The sequence below is a fragment of the Actinomycetota bacterium genome (assembly GCA_040905475.1).
GTDB lineage: Bacteria > Actinomycetota > AC-67 > AC-67 > AC-67 > DATFGK01.
The window spans coordinates 1-22,990 of sequence record JBBDRM010000116.1; the positions used below are offsets into that span (position 1 = coordinate 1).

34 protein-coding genes, 1 tRNA gene and 1 pseudogene are annotated in these 22,990 nt (G+C 66.8%); 8 read left to right on the plus strand and 28 right to left on the minus strand.

All coding sequences use genetic code 11. From position 1 onward, the window contains the following. Positions 1-530: alkaline phosphatase family protein (locus WEB06_13625; GenBank protein MEX2556652.1), on the plus strand; the 530-nt coding region annotated here is incomplete at its 5' end. A 17-nt stretch (positions 531-547) separates the two neighbouring features. On the opposite strand, the gene WEB06_13630 is transcribed toward WEB06_13625, so the two are convergent. The 8 genes from WEB06_13630 to WEB06_13665 all read right to left on the minus strand — a co-directional run bounded on the left by WEB06_13630 (position 548) and on the right by WEB06_13665 (position 7,113). Then, positions 548-1,618 (minus strand): HAMP domain-containing sensor histidine kinase, encoded by a 1,071-nt coding sequence (locus WEB06_13630; protein MEX2556653.1) that lies wholly within the window; start codon positions 1,616-1,618, stop codon positions 548-550. Continuing rightward, the gene (locus tag WEB06_13635; protein ID MEX2556654.1) at positions 1,615-2,337 is read right to left on the minus strand and encodes a response regulator transcription factor; all 723 of its coding nucleotides are present in this window, start codon (positions 2,335-2,337) and stop codon (positions 1,615-1,617) included. Before WEB06_13635 ends, WEB06_13630 begins: the two co-directional genes overlap by 4 nt. Beyond that, a complete protein-coding gene (locus WEB06_13640; protein MEX2556655.1) occupies positions 2,334-2,888 on the minus strand; it encodes a DM13 domain-containing protein in 555 nt (184 codons plus the stop codon). The genes WEB06_13635 and WEB06_13640 overlap by 4 nt, the downstream gene beginning before the upstream one ends. A gap of 112 nt (positions 2,889-3,000) precedes the next feature. Beyond that, on the minus strand, positions 3,001-3,441 hold the full coding sequence (locus WEB06_13645; GenBank protein MEX2556656.1) for a hypothetical protein: 441 nt from the start codon (positions 3,439-3,441) through the stop codon (positions 3,001-3,003). Positions 3,442-3,648: 207 nt separating this feature from the next. Then, entirely contained in the window at positions 3,649-4,050 is a 402-nt protein-coding gene (locus WEB06_13650; protein ID MEX2556657.1) for a DUF1761 domain-containing protein, read from the minus strand. A gap of 84 nt (positions 4,051-4,134) precedes the next feature. Continuing rightward, a complete protein-coding gene (locus tag WEB06_13655; GenBank protein MEX2556658.1) occupies positions 4,135-4,740 on the minus strand; it encodes a DUF1326 domain-containing protein in 606 nt (201 codons plus the stop codon). Between the two features lie 517 nt (positions 4,741-5,257). Further along, complete coding sequence (locus WEB06_13660; protein ID MEX2556659.1) at positions 5,258-6,628, minus strand: prenyltransferase; 1,371 nt, start codon at positions 6,626-6,628, stop codon at positions 5,258-5,260. Beyond that, the gene (locus WEB06_13665; GenBank protein MEX2556660.1) at positions 6,625-7,113 is read right to left on the minus strand and encodes a pyridoxamine 5'-phosphate oxidase family protein; all 489 of its coding nucleotides are present in this window, start codon (positions 7,111-7,113) and stop codon (positions 6,625-6,627) included. The genes WEB06_13660 and WEB06_13665 overlap by 4 nt, the downstream gene beginning before the upstream one ends. A gap of 165 nt (positions 7,114-7,278) precedes the next feature. Between WEB06_13665 and WEB06_13670 the strand changes: the two genes are divergently transcribed. Continuing rightward, positions 7,279-7,857 carry a hypothetical protein gene (locus tag WEB06_13670; protein MEX2556661.1) on the plus strand — a complete coding sequence of 193 codons (579 nt, stop codon included), beginning with the start codon at positions 7,279-7,281 and terminating at the stop codon, positions 7,855-7,857. Positions 7,858-7,920: 63 nt separating this feature from the next. Further along, positions 7,921-7,992 (plus strand) — tRNA-Cys (locus WEB06_13675). A 491-nt stretch (positions 7,993-8,483) separates the two neighbouring features. Here WEB06_13675 and WEB06_13680 read toward each other — a convergent pair. The 5 genes from WEB06_13680 to WEB06_13700 form a co-directional block, all read right to left on the minus strand. Continuing rightward, positions 8,484-8,642, minus strand: a complete 159-nt coding sequence (locus WEB06_13680; protein ID MEX2556662.1) for a hypothetical protein — start codon at positions 8,640-8,642, stop codon at positions 8,484-8,486. 16 nt (positions 8,643-8,658) lie between these two features. Further along, positions 8,659-9,060: a hypothetical protein gene (locus WEB06_13685; GenBank protein MEX2556663.1), complete on the minus strand. Its 402-nt coding sequence runs from the start codon at positions 9,058-9,060 to the stop codon at positions 8,659-8,661. A gap of 82 nt (positions 9,061-9,142) precedes the next feature. Continuing rightward, a complete protein-coding gene (locus tag WEB06_13690; GenBank protein ID MEX2556664.1) occupies positions 9,143-9,346 on the minus strand; it encodes a hypothetical protein in 204 nt (67 codons plus the stop codon). After that, positions 9,343-9,564, minus strand: a complete 222-nt coding sequence (locus tag WEB06_13695) for a hypothetical protein (GenBank protein ID MEX2556665.1) — start codon at positions 9,562-9,564, stop codon at positions 9,343-9,345. Before WEB06_13695 ends, WEB06_13690 begins: the two co-directional genes overlap by 4 nt. Next, entirely contained in the window at positions 9,561-10,763 is a 1,203-nt protein-coding gene (locus WEB06_13700; protein MEX2556666.1) for a PspC domain-containing protein, read from the minus strand. The genes WEB06_13695 and WEB06_13700 overlap by 4 nt, the downstream gene beginning before the upstream one ends. A gap of 132 nt (positions 10,764-10,895) precedes the next feature. Here WEB06_13700 and WEB06_13705 point away from each other — a divergent pair, with 132 nt between their 5' ends. After that, positions 10,896-12,101 carry a PspC domain-containing protein gene (locus WEB06_13705; protein ID MEX2556667.1) on the plus strand — a complete coding sequence of 402 codons (1,206 nt, stop codon included), beginning with the start codon at positions 10,896-10,898 and terminating at the stop codon, positions 12,099-12,101. Then, positions 12,098-12,724 carry a response regulator transcription factor gene (locus tag WEB06_13710; protein MEX2556668.1) on the plus strand — a complete coding sequence of 209 codons (627 nt, stop codon included), beginning with the start codon at positions 12,098-12,100 and terminating at the stop codon, positions 12,722-12,724. The genes WEB06_13705 and WEB06_13710 overlap by 4 nt, the downstream gene beginning before the upstream one ends. A gap of 28 nt (positions 12,725-12,752) precedes the next feature. Here the strand turns inward: WEB06_13710 and WEB06_13715 are convergent, their stop codons facing one another. From WEB06_13715 to WEB06_13725, 3 genes and pseudogenes are all read right to left on the minus strand, one after another. Beyond that, the gene (locus tag WEB06_13715) at positions 12,753-12,911 is read right to left on the minus strand and encodes a hypothetical protein (protein ID MEX2556669.1); all 159 of its coding nucleotides are present in this window, start codon (positions 12,909-12,911) and stop codon (positions 12,753-12,755) included. A gap of 5 nt (positions 12,912-12,916) precedes the next feature. Further along, a complete protein-coding gene (locus tag WEB06_13720; GenBank protein MEX2556670.1) occupies positions 12,917-13,336 on the minus strand; it encodes a hypothetical protein in 420 nt (139 codons plus the stop codon). Positions 13,337-13,564: 228 nt separating this feature from the next. Then, a pseudogene (locus WEB06_13725) lies at positions 13,565-13,693 on the minus strand (VapC toxin family PIN domain ribonuclease). Positions 13,694-13,808: 115 nt separating this feature from the next. Here WEB06_13725 and WEB06_13730 point away from each other — a divergent pair. Then, positions 13,809-14,048, plus strand: coding sequence for a type II toxin-antitoxin system Phd/YefM family antitoxin (locus tag WEB06_13730; protein ID MEX2556671.1), 240 nt, complete (start codon positions 13,809-13,811; stop codon positions 14,046-14,048). Continuing rightward, the gene (locus tag WEB06_13735) at positions 14,045-14,425 is read left to right on the plus strand and encodes a type II toxin-antitoxin system VapC family toxin (protein ID MEX2556672.1); all 381 of its coding nucleotides are present in this window, start codon (positions 14,045-14,047) and stop codon (positions 14,423-14,425) included. Before WEB06_13730 ends, WEB06_13735 begins: the two co-directional genes overlap by 4 nt. Positions 14,426-14,444: 19 nt before the next feature. On the opposite strand, the gene WEB06_13740 is transcribed toward WEB06_13735, so the two are convergent. The 6 genes from WEB06_13740 to WEB06_13765 all read right to left on the minus strand — a co-directional run bounded on the left by WEB06_13740 (position 14,445) and on the right by WEB06_13765 (position 17,181). Next, positions 14,445-14,837 (minus strand): type II toxin-antitoxin system VapC family toxin, encoded by a 393-nt coding sequence (locus WEB06_13740; protein MEX2556673.1) that lies wholly within the window; start codon positions 14,835-14,837, stop codon positions 14,445-14,447. After that, positions 14,837-15,067 (minus strand): CopG family transcriptional regulator, encoded by a 231-nt coding sequence (locus tag WEB06_13745; protein ID MEX2556674.1) that lies wholly within the window; start codon positions 15,065-15,067, stop codon positions 14,837-14,839. The genes WEB06_13740 and WEB06_13745 overlap by 1 nt, the downstream gene beginning before the upstream one ends. A gap of 41 nt (positions 15,068-15,108) precedes the next feature. Next, the gene (locus tag WEB06_13750; protein ID MEX2556675.1) at positions 15,109-15,474 is read right to left on the minus strand and encodes a hypothetical protein; all 366 of its coding nucleotides are present in this window, start codon (positions 15,472-15,474) and stop codon (positions 15,109-15,111) included. 280 nt (positions 15,475-15,754) lie between these two features. Further along, complete coding sequence (locus tag WEB06_13755) at positions 15,755-16,462, minus strand: hypothetical protein (protein ID MEX2556676.1); 708 nt, start codon at positions 16,460-16,462, stop codon at positions 15,755-15,757. A 151-nt stretch (positions 16,463-16,613) separates the two neighbouring features. Then, on the minus strand, positions 16,614-16,775 hold the full coding sequence (locus WEB06_13760) for a hypothetical protein (protein ID MEX2556677.1): 162 nt from the start codon (positions 16,773-16,775) through the stop codon (positions 16,614-16,616). 16 nt (positions 16,776-16,791) lie between these two features. After that, positions 16,792-17,181 (minus strand): hypothetical protein, encoded by a 390-nt coding sequence (locus tag WEB06_13765; GenBank protein ID MEX2556678.1) that lies wholly within the window; start codon positions 17,179-17,181, stop codon positions 16,792-16,794. A gap of 193 nt (positions 17,182-17,374) precedes the next feature. Here WEB06_13765 and WEB06_13770 point away from each other — a divergent pair, with 193 nt between their 5' ends. Beyond that, positions 17,375-19,177, plus strand: coding sequence for a CocE/NonD family hydrolase (locus WEB06_13770; protein MEX2556679.1), 1,803 nt, complete (start codon positions 17,375-17,377; stop codon positions 19,175-19,177). A 324-nt stretch (positions 19,178-19,501) separates the two neighbouring features. Here WEB06_13770 and WEB06_13775 read toward each other — a convergent pair whose 3' ends face one another. From WEB06_13775 to WEB06_13800, 6 genes are all read right to left on the minus strand, one after another. Next, positions 19,502-19,660, minus strand: coding sequence for a hypothetical protein (locus WEB06_13775; protein ID MEX2556680.1), 159 nt, complete (start codon positions 19,658-19,660; stop codon positions 19,502-19,504). Between the two features lie 16 nt (positions 19,661-19,676). Beyond that, entirely contained in the window at positions 19,677-20,066 is a 390-nt protein-coding gene (locus WEB06_13780; protein MEX2556681.1) for a hypothetical protein, read from the minus strand. Between the two features lie 48 nt (positions 20,067-20,114). Beyond that, positions 20,115-20,255 (minus strand): hypothetical protein, encoded by a 141-nt coding sequence (locus tag WEB06_13785; GenBank protein ID MEX2556682.1) that lies wholly within the window; start codon positions 20,253-20,255, stop codon positions 20,115-20,117. A 14-nt stretch (positions 20,256-20,269) separates the two neighbouring features. Continuing rightward, the gene (locus tag WEB06_13790; protein ID MEX2556683.1) at positions 20,270-20,899 is read right to left on the minus strand and encodes a hypothetical protein; all 630 of its coding nucleotides are present in this window, start codon (positions 20,897-20,899) and stop codon (positions 20,270-20,272) included. A gap of 257 nt (positions 20,900-21,156) precedes the next feature. Beyond that, positions 21,157-21,834: a DUF6338 family protein gene (locus WEB06_13795; GenBank protein MEX2556684.1), complete on the minus strand. Its 678-nt coding sequence runs from the start codon at positions 21,832-21,834 to the stop codon at positions 21,157-21,159. 14 nt (positions 21,835-21,848) lie between these two features. Then, positions 21,849-22,904, minus strand: a complete 1,056-nt coding sequence (locus WEB06_13800) for an IS110 family transposase (protein ID MEX2556685.1) — start codon at positions 22,902-22,904, stop codon at positions 21,849-21,851. Positions 22,905-22,990: the final 86 nt, after the last annotated feature.

A 22,990-nucleotide genomic window follows, 5' to 3' on the forward strand; every position in this document is an offset into this window, starting at 1 on the left:
ACGAGGACGGCGGCTTCTACGACCACGTCCCGCACACGTTCTTCCCCGACGAGCGCGCGAACGCCGATCTGGAGCTGGACTTCTCGAAGTCGGGCGGGCGCCTGCCGAGCGTCGTGATGTCGCCGTACGCGCGCCGCCGCGCCGTCTATCATCCGGCGAACGGCGTCGATCATACGTCGTATCTCGCGTTCGCCGAGTGGCGATTCGGGCTCGCGCCGCTGACGATGCGCGACGCGGCCGCGCTCGCGGAGAACCGCTTCTTCCTCGAGGCGTTCGACTTCGGCGCCGGACCTCGCCCCGCGCCGGTGCTGGCGGTTCCGGCGTTCGAGCCGGGGATGCTGACCGACTGCGCGGGCACCTACGTCGGCCCGCCGCCGCCCGCCGTACCGCTGCCGCCGATCATGGCCGGGGTCGAGGCTTCGGATCTCCTGCTCCACGCGGCGCGCGCCGGGCTGATCCCGATGGCCTCGCGACCCGAGGTCGAAGCGACGTTACGACGCAGCGCGCAGATCGCGAAGAACGGCCTTTAGGGCCGGCCGGCCGGCGGTCACACGGCCGGCAGCGTGAAGACGAACCGCGCTCCACCGCCGGCGCGATCCTCCGCCCAGATCCGGCCGCCGTGAGCCTCGATGAGACCTCGCGAGATCGCCAGGCCGAGCCCGGCGCCCGCGTCGTAGGAGCCGGTCCGGGCCGCGTCGGCCCGCCAAAAGCTGTCGAACGCGCGGTCGCCCACGCCGGCCGGGAGGCCCGAGCCGGTGTCCTCGACGGCAACCACCACCGAGCCGTCCCGGCCGAGCACCGAGACCGCGACCGATCCGTCGCTGGGGGTATGCCGCAGCGCGTTGGAGAGCAGGTTCATGAGCACGCGTTCGATCTTGTCCGGCGCGCACCGCGCGCGCCGCTCCCCATCGGACACGACCTCGAGACGCACCCGCCTGGCCTCGGCTTGCGCCTGTAACGAGCGGACGCATCCCGCGGCGAGCTCGACCACGGGGACGACGACCAGCTCGAGATCCAGCGATCGCGTCTCGATCCGGGACAGCTCGAACAAGTCGTCGACCAGAAGGCTCAGCGTCCGCACTTGCCGCTCCATCTCGGGCAGATACTCGCTCGACGCGAGGCCGTCCTGCGTCGCCTCGATCATCGCCTGGAGCGACGACAGCGGAGCGCGGAGATCGTGGCTCGCCCACGCGACGAGGTTCCGTCTGGTGTCCATCAGCCGGGCGAGCGAGGTAACGACGTCGTTGAATGCTTCGGCGATCGCCGCCAGCTCGGAAGGGCCTTCGACCGGAAGCCGGGCCGTCAGATCGCCGGCGGAGACGCGGGCGGACGCCGCTCGCACCCGATCCACGGTACGCGCGATACGCCGCGCGAGCAGGATGGCGACCGCTGCCGAAGTCGCCGCGGAAGCCCCCGAGACGATAGCGAGGACCGCCGCGTCGTGCGCACTGAACATCACGGCCCCGGCGACGAGCACCGCGGCGATGGGCGCGACGACCGCGGAGACGCACAGGACCACGAGCTGCCAGCGAAGGTGTGAGAGCCGCGGCAGCGCGACCGCCACGACGCCGCCCGCCGCGAGGACGCCGAGGACGGCTGCGATCGTGGTCTCGATCACGGCACGAACCGGTAGCCGACGCCCCACACCGTCTCGATGTGCTCCGGCGAGGACGGGTCACGTTCGATCTTCTCACGAAGGCGCCGCACGTGGACGGTGATCGTTCCGGTGTCGTTGGCCGCGTGGTATCCCCAGACGTTGTCCATGAGCTGCTCCCGCGAGAAGACGTGTCGCGGGTTCGACGCCAGGAACCACAGCAGGTCGAACTCGCGCGCGGTGAGCGTCAGCGTCTCTCCGGCGCGGATCACCTCTCGCGTGCCGGGTTCGATGGTCAGCCCGCCTATCTCCAGGCGCTCGCCGGCCGGCATCGACCCGTCGACGCGACGAAGGACCGAACGCGCCCGCGCGACGAGCTCCCGGGGAGAGAACGGCTTGGTCACGTAGTCGTCGGCGCCGAGCTCGAGCCCGACGATGCGATCGGCCTCCTCGCCGCGGGCGGTCAGCATGATGATCGGAACGGGATCGCGCGCGCGCAGCCACCGGCAGAGCTCCAGTCCGTCGACGCCGGGCAGCATCACGTCGAGGATCACGAGACTCGGGATCTCCGCCTCGAGCATCCGCTGCGCCTCGAGGCCGTCAGCCGCTTCCGAGGTCGCGTAGCCGGCGTCGCGCAGGTAGCGAACCACGACCTCGCGTACCACCGGCTCATCCTCGACGACGAGCACAGACGTCATGGTGCGACGATAGCGCGCGAGGTCGATGGCGGCTTCGGCGTTCACGTCTGGGACTCGAGGGGCGCGACGGCGAAGCCGACGTTGAACCGCCGGCACCAGACCACGACGCTGCGGTAATCGGCGGGGTCCACGTTCGCCGCGATCGCGTAGTTCTGCGAGCCGCGGTTCCCCTTGAGCTCCCCGAGCGAGACGAAACCGGTCGCGAAACGGGAGGCCTCGCTCGAGGCATCGTGCTTCGAGAGATACACGAGGAGGTCGGGGCCGTTCAGGACGCTGAAGTCGTCCTCGAAGCGGACGTACAGCTTCCCGTCGACCCGCACCAGGGAGGCGCTGCCGGAAGCGTCGTGGTCCAGCCCGCGGAATACCCCGGTCGCGAGGACCGAGGACTGCGAGCCCGGCGCGGCCGCGGCCGGCAGGTCCTCCGCGACGGTCTTATCGATGAACGCCTTGTGGGGCTCGAACCAGGCGAACACGAAGATCGTCAGGCCGAGCAGCGCGATCACGATCGCCGCGGTCGCGCCCCGGTGCGCCCGAGCGACGCCGATCGTCCTCGCCACGATCCCCTTGCGCGGGACAGGGGCTGCGTTTTCGGCCATGGGTCCCTCCATTATCCGAATCCGATCCGTCGAGCCTAGAGCCGATCTGTTACAGAACCCTTACGAACGCGGAAGAGGCCGCCCGCGCGGCCCCTTCCGAGATGCGATGTCGTTATGCGTGGGGCTGCTTGATCACCGGGCACACGAACTGCTTGACGACGCCGATGTCGGTGGCGGCTCCGGCGTCGAGCGCGGCCTGCACTTCCTCGTCGCTGTCGAAGTCGCCGCTGTCGTTCGAGTCGAACGCGGCAACGGCTGCTTCGTAGTCGTCGAACTCCAGGCCGTGGACCATCCAGCGTCCACCGTTGTAGCCGGGGTCGCCCGGCGCAGCGGTGGCAACGTTCAACGGCTGCGCGCCGAAGAACTGGTAGATCGTGTCGAAGCTGTGCGCGGGCGCTCCGGTCCCGGAGAGGTCGGTGGGTGTGCCCACCGTCCGGTAGACGACGCCGTCGACGTAGAACGCGGGACCCGTGACGCCGGCCGATGCGAGCGCCGCCGTTGAGCCGACGATCGCGCCTGCGAGCGCGATCACGGTGAGTAGCCGTCGAACCATCGCTCCTCCTTCGGTCGTAGCGGACGAGAGCGATGATGGACCGCGATCCTTTCGAGACCCTTAAGGAGGTCCTACGGGTTCCTTACGATCGCGGCTCCGTCAGTCCATCGACTTGCGAAGTCGCCTCGGCAACTCACGCCGGTGCTTCTTGAAGCGAGCAAGCCGGTACTGACACCGATCAGCCTCGCTCCCACGTTCGATCCTTCGCTAGTTGAACGCCGCGACGATCCCGCCGACGAGGAGGAACGTCAGCAGCGAGTTCCCTGAGTTGATCATGATCAGGCCCCACGGCCGGCCCTCGAACACCGAACCGGTTACGAGCGTCGAGAGCACGAAGCCTGCCCACATCACGACGCCGACGAGGGTGCCCTCGCCGAACCCGCCCGCGCCGGCCCACTGCGTCACGTAGGTCATGACGATCGCGCTCACGAAGGCACCGAGCAATGCGATGAGGTAACCGAGGCCACCCTGAGCTTGCAGCTCCTCGCGGGTCTTTCCGATGTAGCCCATCCAGCTGTCCTGGAAGACGTGGTACCAGACCCCTCCGACGACCATCGCGGTCACCGTCGCGACGATGACCCCCAGCCAATCGATCGTTACATGCGGCATGTGCCCTCCCCTGTCCCGGCCTGCCCGGGAGGCTAGCGCGGGTTAACCGCGTGTCATGGGAAGGTCGGAAGCCTGTGCGCTCGCCTATGAGCTCTGGTACTCGAAGCGCCCGAACGCGGAGTAGCGGCCCGAGTAGTCGTAGTCGATGGCCGGGTCGGTGACTCGGAAGGTCTTGTTCGTCGCGAGCACCGCGCGCTTGACGACCAGCGCCTCCGGCATGTGCAGCTCCGAGTGCGCCTCGGCTCCGGTGACTGGGTTGCTCATCGGCGTCAGCTCGAGATGGACGGTGTCACCGATCCGCAAGGTCGTGGCATAGTCGTCGAGGGTGAGCTCGTAGTGCGCCGGTTCGGGCCCCGCGAGGGTGTAGGTGTTGATGAAGACCTCCCACGGGCCGCCGACCTGGCCGCGCACGAGCCGTGTCAACGCCTCCCGCTGCGTTTCGTCGGCGCGCTCGTCGATGAACGAGATCGCGGTGCCGTTCCCTTCGTGGATCGCGCCGGGCCACTTGCAGAACACGGAGACGGACAGCCCGTCGATCGCGACGTCCCCGATCCGCCCTTCGTCGGTAACCCACGTCCAGCCGCCTTCGCAGTAGCCTTGCGTAGGGCGGGCGTTGACGTTGCACGGACAGCCCCAATCGCAGTTACACGCGATGAGAACCGTCCCGTTGATCCGCCAAGCCTCTGCCATGCTTCCTCCGGTTCGGCTCGTATTGAAGAGGGCTCGCGTCTAACGGTCGGCGTACGCCTCCCGCAGGCGCCGCTGCATTGGGCATGGGGTTCACAGCTGATTTAACCATGCAGAAACCTCCACAACAATCGCTTCGCTTCATCGCGATCTCGCTCGGCGGCTGCCATCCGTGCGCGAAGCTCGCTTATCGCCTCGTCCAGCGCCCGAGGGTCGTCTGCCTCGAATCCAGTCGTTTTCATCGACCGCATCCATCTCTTTCCCTGCGGATGAACCACGGAACGTCCCGACACTGGCCAGGGACGTTGCGGCAACGACCGTCATGGCGATAGCCGCAGCCGCGTATCCGGCGTTTCTAAGGAGCGGGGTCAATGGCCTCGCTCCTTACGTTTCTCCCGGTCCTCAGCTCCCTCCGAGGTGTCAGACAATTGTCAGACAAGTTGACGACAACTTGTCCGACAGCCCCGGAAGAGCCTCGACATGTCAGCCATGTCAGCCATCATGGGGAGACGCACAGGGCCTACCGAAGAAGCCGTGGCACGTCGTCCGCCAGATGGTGCGCGGCCGTCGAGGCGACGAAGCCCAGCACGAGCAACATCCCCGTCGCCAGGTGAAGCTGGATGTTCTTCGCCATCGCAGGCATCAGCGCGTATGGGTCGTCGTACGCTTCGCGCGCGCCCTTGTAGACACCGATCGCCATAGGGATCGTGACCAGTGCCGTCAGCGCTGGGACCGGCATCACGCCCGACGCGACGCCGCCGACGATCAGCCCGTACGTCGCCGCGACCGCCAACGCGTAGCCTCGCAGCACCCCGGGCTTCGACCACCGCACCGGCAGCGTGCGCTTCCCTGCGACGGCGTCGGCCGTACGGTCGGGGATCTCGTTCAGGTACAGCACGAGCGCGATGAGCAGCGCGACGGGCAGCGACGCGTAGAGCGCCTCCCACGTGTAGCGCTGCGCCTGCACGTAGAACGCGCCCAGAGTGACGATCGGGCCGAAGCCCAACGCGACGACGACCTCGCCGATCCCACGGTGCACCAGACGAAGCGGCGGCGCCGTGTACGCGATCGAGATGAACACGCCCACGACGCCGAGCCAGAACAGCGCCCAGAAGCCGCTCGTCGCGGCGAGGTACAGACCGATCCCGATCCCGGCCGCGTAGAAGCCCGCCGCCATCAGTGCCATCGCCTTCCGCGAGACCAGGCCGTACTGGATCACGCGCGAACCGCCGGAGAACTGCGTCGGTCGCGTATTCGCCTCATCGGCGCCGGACGCGTCGTCGAAGACGTCGTTGGCGACGTTGAGCCCGAGGTGGATGAAGCACGCTGCGAGCAAGGTCAGCAGCGCCAGGCCCGGCCGGAACGGTCCGCGCCGCGCCGCCGCCGCGACCCCGAGGAAGACCGGCACCGCGGTCGCCGTCAGGAAGGGGAGCCTCGTCGCGCGCAGGAACAGCCATCCGGCCGCGAGCTTCGGCTTTACCGTCTCGCCGCGCCGTTCGCTGAGCTCGCCGAGGAACCGATGCGCCTGCGGAACGGTCAGCTCCGAGTACTGGAAGAACGGCGTCTCCTTCTCGTCCCAGTGGTAGGAGCCGGTCGACGTGAACTCGACCGTGCCGCCGGCGCGGCGCAAGCGTCCCCACGCCGAGATGTAGCGACGCTCGTCGTATCCCTCGCCGGGCCGCGGGCGGATGTGCGAGAAGATCACGTTGACGTCTCGTCCCGACGGCGGCGAGACGACCTCGCCGATCTCGTGGAGCACGACTCGCTCGTTCTTGACCGCAAAGCGGCTCGCGACGCTCATCGGATAGCCGTCGTCCCCGACCCACGAGAGGACGGCGTGGGAGAAGCTGCGCTCTAGATCGGGCGGAAAGGTTGCGGTCGCTTGGCTCATGACGCCACCGCCTCGAGCTCGAAGACCGTGGGGGGCAGGTCGGTGCGTCCGTTCTCCCAGAGGATCGCGCGGCGCGGGGTGACCTCGATCAGCGCGCGCTCCCAGAACAGCGGCAGCGCGACGCGTTTGGCGTAGAAGTCTTTGATGATCGGCTCTTTGTCGATCCAGAGCTGCAGAACGGCCGGCTCCCAGCCGCGGTGAACGTCGTCGTCGATCACGCGCGCGTCGCCCTGGATGGTCACGCGGTGGAAGGGGTCGGCCGTCACCGCGCGCGGGTCCGTGATCGAGACCGCGACCTTCGGGTTCGCTCGGATGTGCGCGAGCTTCTTCGAGAACAGGATCGAGGAGTGGAACCAAAGCTTGGAGCCGTCGTAGAGCGGGATCATCGGATGAGTGACGGGACGGCCCTTGGCGTTCACCACGGTAAGCTCTGCAACGAGGGCCGCGTTCACGATCCGTTCGATCTCATCCGGCAGGATCCCCATGCGCTTCACCTCCGGCTGGGAATCCTAGCAGCGAACGTACGCTGCGTTCAAAATATTCAGAACGCCGGATGGTGAGCACTCGCTGCGCGGCGGCCGGCATCGCCAAGCATAGGCGAGGGACACATTCCTTGATCTAGTGCCGCAGGATCGCCGATCATCCGACGCGTGTCCGAGTCGGAGATCAAGTTCGGCAAGAGTCTTTCGAACAGACGCGTTGAGAGCGCCGGGCTGCATCTCCTTCTCCTGGACCCCCGCTTCCAGGCGCCCGACCTTCAAACGAAGCGCCGCATCGTGACGCTGTTGCCCGTCGGAGCGTTTGGCATCCAGACCTTTGACGCCGTCATGACCACTGAGCCGTGCGAAGCCCTCACCGTCGACAACATCGACGGATTCCTGCCGAACATCCGGCTCGTCGAGATGAAGACAACCAAGAAGCCGATCCGCGATGAAGCGCTGAACGGATTCTTCTTCGGCGCGACCGAGCGCGAGTACGCGATGGCAAGGGCCCTCGGCGACAAGTACCTGTTCGCATTCGTCGTCTTGAACGAGAACAACGCGTACGGTCGGCGCTTCTTCGTTCTGTTGACGTTGGATCAGATCGAACGTCGCACGCGCGCGAAACGGATCCAGTACCAGGTGAACTTCCGCTCCGACATCGTCGCGGATCCCGATGCTCCTGCGATCCTGGAGCCTGCGGTTTTCCGTGCCGCCGAGGATGTAGAGCCCTACGGCGAGGATGACTGAATCTTCTCGCTGTTCCCGGACGTGACTCGGACACCCACGAGACCTACCGTCGCCGACGGCGGTGGGCCCGTGGTGTAACTGGAAGCACACATCCCTGCAAAGGTTGAGGTGCGAGTTCGAATCTCGTCGGGTCCACCCCTCAACTGAGGTTGGGGGACCCTCGCCGGGGCGGCGACCAGGGATAGCCGCCCTGCCACCCGGCACTTGCATCATCAAGAGGACATGGGAGAATGAAGCCACGCAGGGATGTGCCCGTACACCACGGGTACCTCAACCGCGAAGGAGCGAGGCTTAGTCCTCGCTCCTTTCGTTTGCGGGATCGCGACTCCGGAGCCGTACTTCCCGTTGCAGCAGCACGCAAGCTTCAGCTATCGCGCCGACATGTGCTGAGCCGGTGGGCGAGTGACCGGCGGCTTATCTGAGCTCAAGGATCCTGGTCGTACGATCGATGACCCGCCGATGCTGTTCCCGCGATGAGGAGTCGCAGGGCCCGATCAGCGCGAGCGCCTCGTCGAGCTGGGCGCGGCGCCGAGTAGCGTCAACCGAACGAGCGATACCAGGCTCGATCTCGAACAGGACGATCGCGCGGTGTGACGATTACAAGGGTGTGATTCGTGATGCCCGGATCAGCGGGCGGCGTACGCTTCGCGGAGACGCTTTTGGATCTGATCGACACGGGCGAGGACCTCCGCCGCCCTGCGATCTGACTCGCGGGAACGTCGTTCCAGGTCCTCGAGCGCCTTGAGCAGCTCCGGATCGACCTGGACTTTTCGCCGTTTCGGCATGGGATTCGCGTTCGATTTAACCATGCAGATATCTCCACAACAAGCGCTGCGCTTCGTCTCGTTCCTGCTTCGCGGCCTCGAACTCGGCCCGCAGATCTCTGAGCGCTGCATCGAGGGCCCGAGGATCGTCGGCTTCGAACCCGCTCGTCTTCAGTGTCCTGATCCATCTGCCGGTCGCGATCAGAGCTGCCGCGCTGGCGATCGAATAGAGGGCAAGCATGACGAACGCCGCGCGTAAGAAACCAACCGTCGCACGATCGGCGAGGATCGATTCCCAGAAGGAGCTGCCCCGCGGCGCCGAGCCTCGGCGGAACACCCAGATCTCCGTAACCGAGGCGCCCGCCACGGCGAGGACGGCGAACCCGGCAGCGATGAACTCCCTGGGTCGATCGCTTATCGCCTTGATGATGCGGAGCATCCTGAGATGAACATAGCGTGACGATGAGACAGCGAACGCGCTTACGGGCGCTCTCGGGCGGATCGGCTTGTTCGACCTAGCGCTACTCGCTTCCCGTCCGGCCAGCCGGGGCCTCACCCTGACGCAAGCGCCGGGCCGCGATCTCCAGGAGTCGGCGTCGCAGTCGCTCCTGTTGCGCGAGCAGCGCGTCTCGCTTGCGATCGCTCGCGCGGGCGCCCGTCCGAAGGAGCTCCAAGCCCCGCTCGATGAGCCCGTCGGGCTGTTCCCACACGCCCGACGTCGTCACGGAAGCGGCTCCTCGTCTCCGCGGGTGCCGCGACGCGACCGCTCCTCGCGGATCGATAACAGAATCATCAGCCCGCCCATGACGATCAGCGGGACCGGCCACAGCCACTTCGCGTGCAGGTCCTCGATACCGGTTTGCGCGAAGAGGAACAGCCCGCCGAGGATCGCGAACGCGGCGCCGAACACGAGCGACAGCGGATCCAGCCGGTGGCGCCTCACGACCGCACCCCGAACGGCCGGTCGACGCTCTCGAGATCGAAGGCGACTTCGACCTGGCCGAGTGCCGCTTCGAGATCGAGCCGCAGAACGCCGGCCGACGTCGTCGCGAGGCGCGGCTCGAAGATCCGCCGCACGTCCACGTTGAGACCCTCGTCGGTCTGACCGAAGAGGCTGACCTGACCGGCGCCGGCCTTCGCGTGGATCTCGACCCGCACGTTCTCGGGGACGAGCACCAGGATTCGGCCGGCGACGGCGGTCGCCTCGATCGTGTATGTGCCGGGCCCGAACGGCACTTCGTTGAGATCCAGCAGCATCTGGCCGGCGATGATCTGGTACTCGGGCTGTACCGCGGCGAGGCTCGTCGGACGGAACAGGCGATCGCCGACGCCGCCCTCGAACGGAACGTGGATCAGGCTCGCGGCCAGCATGAAGGGGATCAGCACGAGGCCCGGCACGATCAGCCACCGTGCGCGCCCGTACCAGGCGCCGGCGAGCAGCCCCACGCCGATCGTCGCCACCGCCATCGCCAGGTACTGGCCCGCGGTCAACCGGATGACGTCCTCGAGATCGAGCAGCGTCACGACGCCGACGACGACGAACAAACCGCCGAGCGTCATCCAGCCGAGCGAGGACCGCTCGCGCACGCGGCGGGGCGGCGGGGAAGGCGCCGTCCCGGGCGGAAGCGGCGGCGCGCCCAAAGGAAGCACCGCGGTGTCGCCGGGCGGCGCCGGCGGAAGCACCGCGGTCGCCGCGGCCGGCTCGGCCGCGCGCACCTCGTCGCGCTGGACGAACAGGATGACCCCGAAGACGATGAGCGCGAAGCCCCAGATCACGCCCGCCCGCCACTCGAGGAGCTGGTTCGCGACCAGGATCACGCCGAGGATCACGAGCGCGCCGCCGACCAGCGCCGGCGTGTTCCGCATCGAGTGCGCGACGCGCTCGATCGTGCGCTCGACGGTCGAGGGCTCGCCGCCCGCGCCCTTGGGCATGACCACCCACAGCACGGCGTAGGCGAGGAGCCCCGACCCGCCGAGGAAGACCGCCGCCACGAAGCCGAGGCGGAACCACACCGGGTCGACACCGAAGTAGTCGGCGAGGCCGCCGGCCACCCCGGCGATCATCTTGTCGTCGGTCCGTCGTATCAACCGGCGGGCCTGCTGCGGTTGCGCATCCATCTTCTTCTCCTGGTCTGAGGTCATCGCTGCCTCAGCATCGCGGGTCGCGGCGGCCGGGACCATCGGGGACCACCCTGGAAGAACCCTGAGAGATCGGGCCAGATCTCAGGAGTCACCCCGATTGCCGCAGGTAGACGCCTGTGCGACCATCGCCTCATGGAGATGATGAGCACGCGCTTCCCGCGCAGCCGGACCGATCGCGTGGTCGCGGGGGTCGCCGGAGGCCTGGCCGAGCGGCTCGGCATCGACGCGATCCTCATCCGCCTCGCGTTCGTCGTGCTCGCCTTCGCGGGCGGGTTCGGGATCGTCGCCTACCTGGTGGCCTGGCTGATCGGCGGCGAGGACCGGCCGGCCCGCGCCGGCGCCGCCGTTGCTGCTCGCGAGCGACGGTCGGGCCTGCGAGTCGTCGTCTCGGTCGCGATGATCGTGACCGGGCTCTTGCTGTTGCTGCGCGAGGTCGGCTTGTGGCTCGGCGACGCGCTGGTGTGGTCGGCTGCGCTTGCGGCGTTCGGCTCCGCGATCATCTGGACGCGCGGCGACGACGCCGGGCGGGCGCGGTTCGCGCGGCTCGCCTCGCGGCTGCCGCTCTCGCCGGCCGACGCGCTGGCGGGGCGCTCGAAGTCGCGGATCGCCGCGGGCGCGTTCCTGGTCCTCGCGGGAATGATCACGTTCCTGGCGGCGAACACCTCGCTGCGCTCGGTGGGCAACGTGGCGTTCGCGGTCGTGGTGACGGTGGCAGGCGTGAGTCTGATCCTCGGGCCGTGGATCTACGGGTTGTTCACGCAGCTCGCCACCGAGCGGCGCGAGCGGATCCGGTCTGAGGAGCGCGCCGAGGTCGCCGCGCACCTGCACGACTCGGCGCTGCAGACGTTCGCGATGATCCAGCGGGCGCAGTCGCCGCAGGAGATGGTGACCCTGGCGCGCGTGCAGGAGCGCGAACTGCGAGCGTGGCTCTACGGCCGGGAACGGAACGGCGCCGACACGTTGAGCCGGGCCGTGGACGAGATGGCCTCGCGGGTGGAGCGACTGCATCGGGTTGCCGTTGAGACGGTCGTCGTTGGGGATGTCTCGCCGATGGACGATCGCCTGCGGGCACTGGTGGACGCGCTGGGCGAGGCGACGGCGAACGCCGCTGCGCACTCGGGGGCGTCGGTGGTGTCGGTGTACGTCGAGATGGCCCCGGACACGATCACGGCGTATGTGCGGGACGAGGGGTCCGGGTTCGATCTTTCGTCCCTGCCCGTTGATCGGCGAGGGATCAGCGAGTCGATCGTCGGGCGGATGCAGCGCCACGGCGGGACGGCGGTCGTCACGTCTGAGCCTTCGTCGGGAACCGAGGTTCGTCTGGTGATCCCGCGATGACGATCAAAGTGTTCCTGGTGGACGACCACCGGCTGTTCCTGTCCGGAGTGCGGTCCGAGCTCGGCGGCACGTACGAGATCGTCGGCGAGGCCGGGGATGTCGAGCAGGCCGTGTCGGGCATCGCTGCGACGTCGCCCGACGTGGTGCTGTTGGACGTGCACCTGCCCGGCGGTGGCGGGGCGGCCGTGATCCGTGCGGTCGGGGCGGAGACGAAGTTCCTGGCACTGTCGGTCTCGGACGCTGCGGAGGACGTGATCGAGGTCATCCGCGCCGGGGCGCGAGGGTACGTGACGAAGTCGATCTCGCCGGTCGAGCTGACGGAAGCGATCGCGCGCGTGCACGACGGCGATGCGGTGTTCTCGCCCCGGCTGGCGGGGTTCGTGCTGGATGCGTTCGCCGGAGAGGCGGCGGCGGTAGCGGATCCCGAGCTAGACCAGCTGACGCCGCGCGAGCGCGAAGTGATGCGGTTCATCGCGCGGGGCTACGCCTACAAGCAGGTCGCTCGGCAGCTGAGCATCTCGGTCAAGACCGTTGAGACGCACGTGTCGGCGGTTCTGCGGAAGCTGCAGCTATCGAGCCGGCATGAGTTGAGCCGGTGGGCGAGTGACCGGCGCCTGATCTGACGCACAAGCTCGAGGCCCTCTCGCCTCCTTACCGTCCCGCGTAAATCTCGCGGAGCCGGCGCTGAAACCTCTCGGCCCGCACGTCGAGCTCTGCCGCCTTCCGCCGTTCTTCCTCGGCGCGCCGCTCAAGCTCCTCGAGCTTCTCGATCAGCTCGGGAGGGATGCGCGACTTCCGTGGCTTAGGCATCGCTCTCACGTTTGATTTAACCATCGCATCACCTCCCGGGCTACCCCTATAGCCTCGTCGCGGGCCTGCTCCGCGCTTCGCGCTCGGGCCCGGAGTTCGTCGACCAGCCCCTCGGAAGCCCGCGCGTCGTCCATCTGCAGCCCAGTGCTGCTCAAGCCTCTGAGCCAGCGACCGCCGACGATGAGCGCCGCCGAGCTCGCAATCGCGTATAGGGCCAGAGAGATCGTGGCCAGTCGCAGGAACCCGGTCGTCGCATGGTCCGCGAACACCAAGCGCCACACCGATATATCGTCGGGTACTCGAGACGATCGGAACACGGCCACGCCTGACACGGCGAGCACAAGGGCACCGAACAACGCACCGGCCGCCGCGAACCCTTGCGATAGGCGGCGCTTTGCAGTAATCCAACGCACGATCTTGCGCATCGACTCCGATAGTAGCGGTCGACACCGACATCAACCGCGGGATCGCGAGAGGTTCGCGAGTGATGGCCTGATCGCGAACGGTTGCCGGCTCGCGATGAACTGCTCGACCCAAGGACCACGAGCCAGTTGCACGGCTGCTCTCAGAGGTGTCTGACATGTCAGACGCTTCTGGGAAAAGCAACGGGCGCCCGACTCGGCGCAGTATGGCTGACATGTCAGCCAAATGAATCAGTACCAGTTCTCGATGCTGAGCCCTGGGACACGCTGGAACTCGCGCTCGTTCCTCGTCACGAGCGTCGCTCCGTTCGCCGATGCTGTTCCCGCGATGAGGAGGTCGTCGGGCCCGATCGGCGTCCCCGCGGCGAGCCGCCACGAGCTGAGTCGCTGGGCGAGCGACCGCCGGTCGATCTAACGCAGCGGTCAAGGCTCAGCGCTTGACCTCGTTCGTAGTCTGGTCTAGTCTGGTCAGACTATGACCGAGATCAACGTTTACGAAGCGAAGACGCACCTTTCCCGGCTTCTCGACCGAGCAGAGGGCGGCGAGGAGATCATCATCACCCGCCATGGCCGGCCGGTCGCACGACTGGGGCCGATCACGGAGAAACCCCGCGCGCGCAAGCTCGGGCGTCTGCGCGGCCGGATCCGCATGAGCCAGGACTTCGATGCTCCGCTTCCCGACGAGATCCTCGATGCCTTCGAGGGGAGATCCTGAGGCTCCTCCTCGATACCCACGCGCTCGTCTGGGCCCTCGCCGCCCCGACGAGGCTGCCGAAACGGCTCCGGGAGGAGCTCGCCGGCGGAGCGCACGAGGTTTTCGTGAGCGTCGCGAGCACATGGGAGATCGCCATCAAATCCACGATCGGAAAGATCGACGCCGATCTCAACGAGATCATCGCTGCAAGCGCAGCCACCGAGTTCGAGGAATTGCCGGTACGCATGGCGCACACCGCGAGGATCCGAGAGCTTCCGACCTTCCATCGGGATCCGTTCGATCGCCTGCTGGTCGCGCAAGCGCTCGAGGAAGGGCTGACCCTGGTGACGCGCGACCCCGTTTTCGGCGATTACCGCGTCCCGACGTTGTGGCAGTGACGCCGCGGCCGGCGCGCTGTCAGTACCAGTTCTCGACTGCCAGCCCGGCGACGCGTTGGAACTCGCGCTCGTTCCTGGTCACCAGCGTTGCGCCGTTCGCCATTACGGTTCCCGCGATGAGGACGTCGTAGGGACCGATCGGAACGCCCTCGCCTTCGAGATCGGCGCGGATCCGCGCCGCCGATCGCGCCTCCTTTCGGCCGAACGGCAACGTTTGGATCACCGCCAGGGCCTCGTCGAGCTGCGCACGGCGCCGGGTCGCCTCCGGCGAGCGAGCGATGCCGGCCTCGATCTCGAATAACACGATGGTCGGGATGGCGATGTCGGACGGGGTGACGTTCGCGAGTCGTTCGGCGATCCGCCCCTCGCCGCGGAAGAAGTAAGAGAGCGTGTTCGTGTCGAGCACGTACATCAGATCTTGGTGCGGCGTGCGTCGCGCCCGAGGCCCTTCCGGAGCTCCTCGGCCGTCGGGAAGTCCTTCCACGCGCCGGCGAGGCTCAGGAAGCTCTCCGGCCAATCCTCACCGAGCTTCCTCCGGATCGCGTCCATGACCCAACTGCTGCGGGAGACCCCCGCAGCCTTGGCCGCTCGGCGCAGCTTCCGCTCCGTCTCGGAATCGAGGTACAGGGTCACCTGGGGCATACGTGGAAGTATACTTGATACGTGGCGGTTCGGCATTGGCCTTAGTCCACCGCGGCACCCGGCACCCGCCGGATCTCGCTGTTGGCCTGCAACGTTCCGACGATCAGTGTCTCGAGTAGCCGGCCCACCGACGGTCTCGGGGGCCCATCGGCGATCCAGCGAGAACCGTCGCGCGCGAAGAGTTGCCATTCATGGTGGGTCTTTCGCCATCGGAACTGGACCTCGAGAACCGGTCCCCTCGGTGGAATGATCCGCACCGTCACGCGGGTCCCCTTGACCGTCACGTGGATCGGGATGTCGTCGGGGCACGGGTCCGGATCCAACGTGGGTTCCGAGCGAGCAACGATCGCGTCGTGGAGTCGATCGAAAGGAGGAAGGTCCCGCCATGCGTCGACCGGTGTCTGCATCGCGCGACCGTAAGGGACGGCCGGATCCGAGTCTAGTTCGAAACCATCGAGCAGATCCGGCCGAGCTGAGCTTCATATGCCATCTTGAGTGCGGCCTCGATCCTGAGATCGGACTCGCGAGCGCGGCGACGAAGGTCATCCTTTCGCGCACCCGAGCACCGGGGGACGTCGGTCGCTTCGGCGGGCACCCGCCGGATCTCGCTGTTGGCCTGCAACGTTCCGACGATCAGTGTCTCTCGATGGTCTCGCCATCAGACACTCCGTTCCGAAGGAAAGAATTCTAACCCGACGATCTGGGCTTCTTCGCAGCTTTTCTCTGGGAGCCTCGTCGGGCTCCGCCCGGCTTTGCCGGTCTTGCTGTGCCACGGTAGATGGGAGGGTCTTCCCTCACATTCTTGGGGCCGGTCTCCGCCAACTCTTCGTCGAGGCGCTCGAGCACCCACTCTCGCAATAGAGCGGTCGGCTGTTCCTTGCGACGCTCGGCGAGCCGGCGGATCACCTCCAGCCTGCTCGCGGGGATGCGGATCGCGTATACCTGCGAGGGCTCCTTCGCGTACCGCCTCAGTCGCGTGAAGGGAACCGGGTCGAGGGCGTCTTTTTCTTCGAGGTCGTCGAGACGTTCGGCCTCCTCGCGCATGCTTTCGTGAGTACGGGACTTCTCTATGCGAGGTCGCCGCCTCTGTCGCCCACTCCGGTTCGATGTCACGATCGTTGGGACTCCGTTGCGATCGAGTCCTGATGTAGGCCACAGCGTCGTCCGGCCACAGAATCGAGCGGATCTGGATGTCCTCGAGCGGGATCCCTCGGTAAGTGGCATGGTGCGCGGCTCGACAAGGCCAGCGAGGACCGTGATGGGTTCCTCGACAGGTGCGTCTTTCAACTCGCCCCGACGGTACCGGCGCATGAACTCCTTACCGCTGATACCAAGCAGGAATTGAGCTCTCTCATCGATGAGCTTGAGGATCTCCTGCTTCGTCAGTTCGCGCACCTTAGGCACCTTCCCGTTTCTCGCGGCGTGTCCATTCCGGGTCGCCGGCAACACCTGCCTCCTCGGTCCCTCCCACGGCGGGCCGAGCGTATCTTGGTCGCGCTCGCTTTACGGTGACCGACCGACGGGCCGCGTCGATCCAGCGCCACGGCTACTCGCGCGCGATGACCGCCCGAAGCTTCTCTCGCGCTCGGCGTGCCTTCTCGAGCGTCACGACGATCTGACGGTCCAACTCTTGCGCGCGTCGATCGAGATCCTCGAGCTGCCTGAGGAGCTCTTCCCTAACCTCGGATTTCCTCGATTTGGCCGGCATGGGACTCGCAATCGATTTAACCACGGCCAAGTCTCCAGGCCAATCGCCGCGCCTCGTCGCGCTGTGCCACCGCGAGCAGCAAGTCTCTCTCGAGGGCAGCGACAGCGTCACCTGAGGCAGCAGAGGCATCCACCTCGACGCCCGTCGTGGAGATCGCTCGCACCCAGCGCCGACGACTGGTCATCACTCCAATGCTGACCAAGGCATAAAGCGCCCCGGTACAGAGCAGAAGCCGGATGAGGCCCAGCGTAATGCGGTCGGCAAGGAGTTCGCTCCATAACGACGGCGCAACTTGCGATGCCGGCCTTGCGCGGAAGACCCACGTGGCCGATATCGCCAGCCCCGTCACGATGCCCACGATCGTTCCGACGATGATCCATTCCGCTCTGGCCGTCGAGAGCTTCAACCCGCGCACCCCTTGCCACATGAAGGCATGGTACTTCGGCGACACGACGGCAACGGCCCGGGCGCGCGACGGTCGCGAACAAGTGCGGGATTAGGTCATGAACAGCTGCGGCCGGAACGCCCGGATCGGGTGAAGGGTCTCGGCCCGGCGCGTCGAAGCTTTACCGAGCCACAAACACCGGGGGGAACGAGACTTGAAACGGAAGCTCTGGCTGGTGCTCGCTCTCACGCTGGCGGTATTCCCGAGCGCGAGGGCGCAGGTCGCGACCGTCGAGGAGAATGGCTACCTCGCCGCTCGCGACGGGACAAGGCTTCGGTACAACGTCGTGCGGCCCGCCGAGGGCGGGCCCTCCCCCGTCCTCATCAACTACGAGGGCTACGCCGCCGGCACCGACGCGGCCGACAACGGCGTCGCCACCTACATCGACCGGCTGCTCGAGCGCGGATACGCGGTGATGGGCGTCTCGGTCCGAGGCACCGGCTGCTCGGAAGGCGCCTTCGATCCGTTCGCGTCGACCATGGGACAGGACGGCTACGACGCCGTCGAGTGGGCGGCGGATCAGCCGTGGTCGGACGGCCGCGTCGGGATGATCGGCGTGAGCTTCGGCGGCATCACGCAGCTCCTCACCGCCGCGCAGCGCCCGCCGAGCCTGCGTGCGATCGCGCCGTCGTCGGCCCTTGGCGACCTGTATCGCGACGTCGCCTGGCCCGGCGGCGCGCTCGAGTACGACTTCCCGTTCGCGTGGACCGCCGTCCAGAAGGAAGGCGGCACGGTCGCCGCACCGCAGGCGGCGCTGGCCGGCGATACCGACTGTCTCGGCAACTACGTCTCGCACGAGTCGGTCAACATCCCCGACTACTTCATCCCGCGGCTCATCCTCGAGCATCCCTACGACGACGACGTGTTCGGGGACGAATCGTGGAACGACCGGGCGCCCGAGAACGGGTTCCCGCTGATCGAGGTTCCCACGTTCTTGTTCAACGCGTGGCAGGACGAGCAGCTGCCGGCGCGGATCTGGGGAGCGTACGAGCGGTTCGCGCATCCATCGTTGCTTTGGGTCAATGTCTCGAACGGCAACCACGGCCGCGACTACTACTCGTCGATCGCGCAGGACCTGACTTTGGATTTCCTGGACCGGTTCGTGCGCGACATCGACAACGGCTTCGAGGACTCCCAGCCGCACGTTCAGATCTGGATGGAGTCGGCGATCGCGCGGGACGGCGACACCAACGTCCCGGCCTGGTCGATCGACCTGCCGGGCCAGCCGGCTCCCACGCCGACGGCGCTGTACCTGCGCGCCGGCGGCCTGCTCTCCGGTTCGGCGCCGACCGATGCAGAGGCCGGCGACCCGTATCTGTATCCGCTGCCGTCGCCGGACGTGCTCGAGCCGGGCCTCGTGTTGAACGGGCGGACGACCGGTCAGCTCACGTGGAAGGTGCCGGTGCCGCCCGGCGGCGCGGTCGCGTACACGACGGATGCGCTCGCGTCGGACCTGGTACTCGCGGGGCCGGCGAGCCTCGACCTGTGGATGACGACGACCGGGCCGGACACCGACCTGCAGGTGACCGTGACAGAGGTGCGGCCCGACGGGCAGGAGACCTACGTGCAGCGGGGCTGGCTGCGGGCGTCACATCGGGCGTTGGATGAGGCGCGGTCGACCGCGTTGCGGCCGTACCACACGCACCTGCGCGGGGATGCGTCGGAATTGGTTCCGGGCGAACCGACGTTCATGCGCCTCGAGGTGTTCCCGTTCGCGCACGCGTTCCGCGCCGGGTCGCGGCTACGAGTGTGGATCGAGGCGCCGACCGGTCACACGGGCTTCTGGGCGTTCGCGCCGGTGTTCCCGCCGGGGGTGAACACGGTGCTGCACGACGCAGAGCATCCGTCACGACTGGTTGTGGGTGTACTCGCCGGCGAGGAAGCCGAGGCGCCGTCGCCGGCGTGTGACACACTGCGGAACCAGCCGTGCCGGACGGACCCGCTGGGCGGATCCTAGGCTGGATCCCGCTGGGCCATCGCGTTCGATTTAGCCATGAGGCCTATCTAGTTACGAGAAGCAGGAGCGGGTTTCGCGCCGCGGGTGATGACCTCTGTTCCGTCGGGCACGGGTGGCGGCGCTTGGCTGGGCGGCGGGTCAGCAGGAAACTCGTCCATATCCTGGGCCAGTTGCGCACGTACCGCTTTCCTGTCTCGATCTGCACCGGTTAGTCGATCGATCCACTTCCCGAGGCTGTCTCGATAGCCGGTACCGTCGGGGACCGGAGGCGGGAGACGATGCAATCGCGGAGGCTCGGGATCGAAAAGCAGGACTTAGGCGTATCTACCGCCCGGCTGCGACTCTACGGAGCTTCAGCCGGGCTTCGAGTGCCATCTTGAGGACGGCCTCGATCTCGCGATCGGATTCTCGCGCGCGACGGATAAGGTCCTCGATCCTCTCGTGCAACCGGGGATCGATGTCAGGCTTGCGGCGCTTCGGCATGGGACTCACGCTCGATTTAACCACCATGGACCTCCTTCAACAATCGGATCGCTTCGTCCCGTTCGGCCCGCGTGTCGCGCAGCTGTTGCTCGAGGGAGGCGATCGTGATCTCTCCGTGGTTGGAAGCGTCAACCTCGAAACCGGTGGCCTTCATCGAGCGAAGCCAGCGACCGCCGGCGACGAGCGCGGCCCCGCTCGCGATCACGTAGATGGCCACCATAACGACCGCCGCACGGACGAATCCGACGGTGGTGCGGTCCATGAGCAGGCGATGCCAGAACGAGCCGCTCGGCGAGCCACTTTCACGGAAGGTCCCTACGCGTGCTGCGGCAGTGATCGACACGATCGAAACCGCGACCGTCGCGGCGAGGTAACCAACAACTCTCCCCGTGATGGCCGAGCGCATTCGCTGCATGTCGTAGAGAGATTAGCGACGCGCACCGACAACAACGCCCTACCAGACGACGTTCGCGACCATTTGCTCGATCGCTTCGCATGCGGGTGTGGCGCTCGTTCCGGAGGTGATGTCACGAGAGACAAGTCTGTCCGAGGACGGCACGACCGCTTGTCCGCGGACCATCACCGTTGCCGTCATCATCTTCCTTCCTTTCAGTTGGATGAGATCTCGAGCCGCTCGCAGACGTGCGTCGCGGCATCGTTCTTGGTGCAGAGGCAGCCGCAGGCCGGACAGGCGATCGCGTCGGTGGCCGTCTTCGAGCGAGCAGAACGCCGCATCGATTCCTCCACGATCTCCATCACCTGGACCCACGGGAGGCCGGCGACTTCGGTCGGCGCCGTCGCCGTCGGTCCGAGCGTCGTCGTGATGCGGTCTCGGGCGCTTCCGATCACGACCGAACGACGATCGGCCTCCCGGCGCCGGGCCTTCTCGGGAAGGTCGACGATGGTGCGATCGCCGGTCTCCTTCGCCCAGATCCACGGGTCGATCCGGTGGGTGACGACCTCGACGTAGCCGACGAGAGGCATCTCGCGCAGGTCGTGCCAGAAGGCCATCCGGCCGATGATGGTCCCTTCCTCGACCCGGTCCGGCGCCTCGACGAGGACGACGGGGTCGCGGTCGCCGGTGACCTCGAACACGTGGAACCGTTCCCGCGTGCTGCCGAGGGCCCGCCAGCCGATGTCATCCCCGACCGCGCTCTCCAGGAACCGCAGGAACTGCCGGCCCTGGAGAGAGAGGTCGAGCGAGTTGAAGCCGGGGTGTTTCCGTCGAGGCTTGGGCATTACGGCATCACGTCCTTTCACCTTCAAAGGTTAGGGACGGGGTGTGACGATTACATGGGTGTGATTCGGGAAGCGCCCCTGTTGAACCGGTTCGCGGGGTGGGGCTTAGGCGCTCTTTGCTACCCGGCGGGCCGAACGTATCTTGGCCGCGGTCGCTTTACGGGGAACCGAAGCACCGGCGGACGTCGGTCGCTTCGGCGGGGTGCCGCCGGATCCTCCTCGATATCCACCCTTGACGGCTCTCGATGGTCTCGCCATCAGACACCCCGTTGCGAAGGAAAGAATTCCAACTCGACGATCTCTTCCCATCGTATCAGCAGGCTGGAACCGATCTCGTCGTAACCTCCGTCTGCCTCGCCCTCGGCGAACGATCCGTCTTCGAGTAGGCGATACGTTCGTTCGACCAAGAGGTCCTGCGGCTGCTCCGGGTATCCAGCGGCATACGATCGCTCTCCGAACCAACCACCGACCCACCGATCGTTCGACTTGAGACGCGCTCTGAGGACGCCTTGCGGACGGCCGGCGAAGAGGAAGTCCCAGGCTCTCGGTGCGGGATCACGCCCGACCAGGATCCGGGAAAGTCGGGGCCACCGGTGGATCGACACGCCGGCGATGGTTCCGCCTGCGATCGGAACCATGACGTAAGCGAGTGCGAGCAACCAGACCCACGAAGGCGTGGTCCCGTCGGTAAGAGAACTGGAGTAAGCGGTGGCGCCGTTGCTCACGATCCGCCGATGAAGGTGATCCTTCCAGGCGAGATATGTCGGAGCCGCGAGAGCCATCTGATAGACGACGGACGCCCCAACGAACCGAAGAACACGGTCGGAGAGCCCGATACCCCATCGCCCCGCTTCGCGTTCCGCCGCCCATGTATGGAGGGCGCCCGGCAACACGACGACGAAGAGAACGAGAACGGCCTCAAGCGTGTCGGGCATGGGTTGCTCCTATGTCAAGCGGCGGTCGGTTGCAAGCCGGCGGTGGGGATGTTCGGTTGATTCTTCATCGTGTCATAGACCTTCCGCGCGATGTGTCGCTTCAAGCTCCGAAGCGCTTCGGTCTTGGTCTTTCCTTCTGACATCTTGCGCTTCATGAACAGCTTCGCGGGTTCGTGGACGCGCATCTGTGTGACGGCGATGCGGTGGATCGCGGTGTTGAGCTGTCGGTTGCCGGACCGGTTCAACCGGAACCGCGTTCGATCCCCGGACCACACAGGCAAGGGGGCGACGCCGGCGTGCATGGCGAACTTCGCCTCCGATGAGAACCGGTCGACGCCGGCGGTCTCACCCACGATCTTCGCGGCGGTGAGCGCACCGCAACCGGGGATCTCTAGTAGCGACGCCGCGAGCTGACGCGCGAGCGCGGTGATCTTCCTTTGGAGATCATTGGCAGTCTTCGTCGCCGCGATGATGCGATCCACGACGTCCAGGCAGATCTCCACGACGATCGACTGCGGCATCAAGGTCAGTTCACCGCGAACACGCTCGAGCCACACGATCCGATCCAAAGCACCCTTGGGGATCGCGAACTCGGGATTCAGATCGTGCAGCCGCCAGCGCAGCAGACATTGCAGTTCGGTGCGGTTTCGCACGAGATTCTCGCGATAATCGACCAGCATCCGCAGATCCCGCTCCGGCCCGTCCAGACGAGCTTGAGGCAGATCAGGTTCCCGCAACGCCGCTCGAGCGACCGCGAGCGCATCGATCGGGTCAGACTTGCCGCGGGTGCGCGCGGACTTGCGCGCGCCGGCCATCAACTTCGGGGGAACCGGAACCACCCGCTCGCCTCGACCGATGAGATGGCGCATCAACCCACCGGCGACGTGGCGGCAATCCTCAACCGCGAACAGCCGCTCCTCATCGAGCGTGCGAGCCCACACGACCAGCCGCTCGTGACCCTTGCTGCGAGCCTTAACCTCGAGGTGCTCGATCTCGGCGCCGGTGACCCGGTCCACCGCGACAGCGGTGTGGGTGTTCTTGTGCGCGTCGATCCCTATTACGATAGGCACGGTCCCTCCTTCGGACGTCACAGCGGACGGTGTGGGACCCGCCAGCGGACACGCCTCAGTGGGGACGTGATTCACGTCACGCTCCT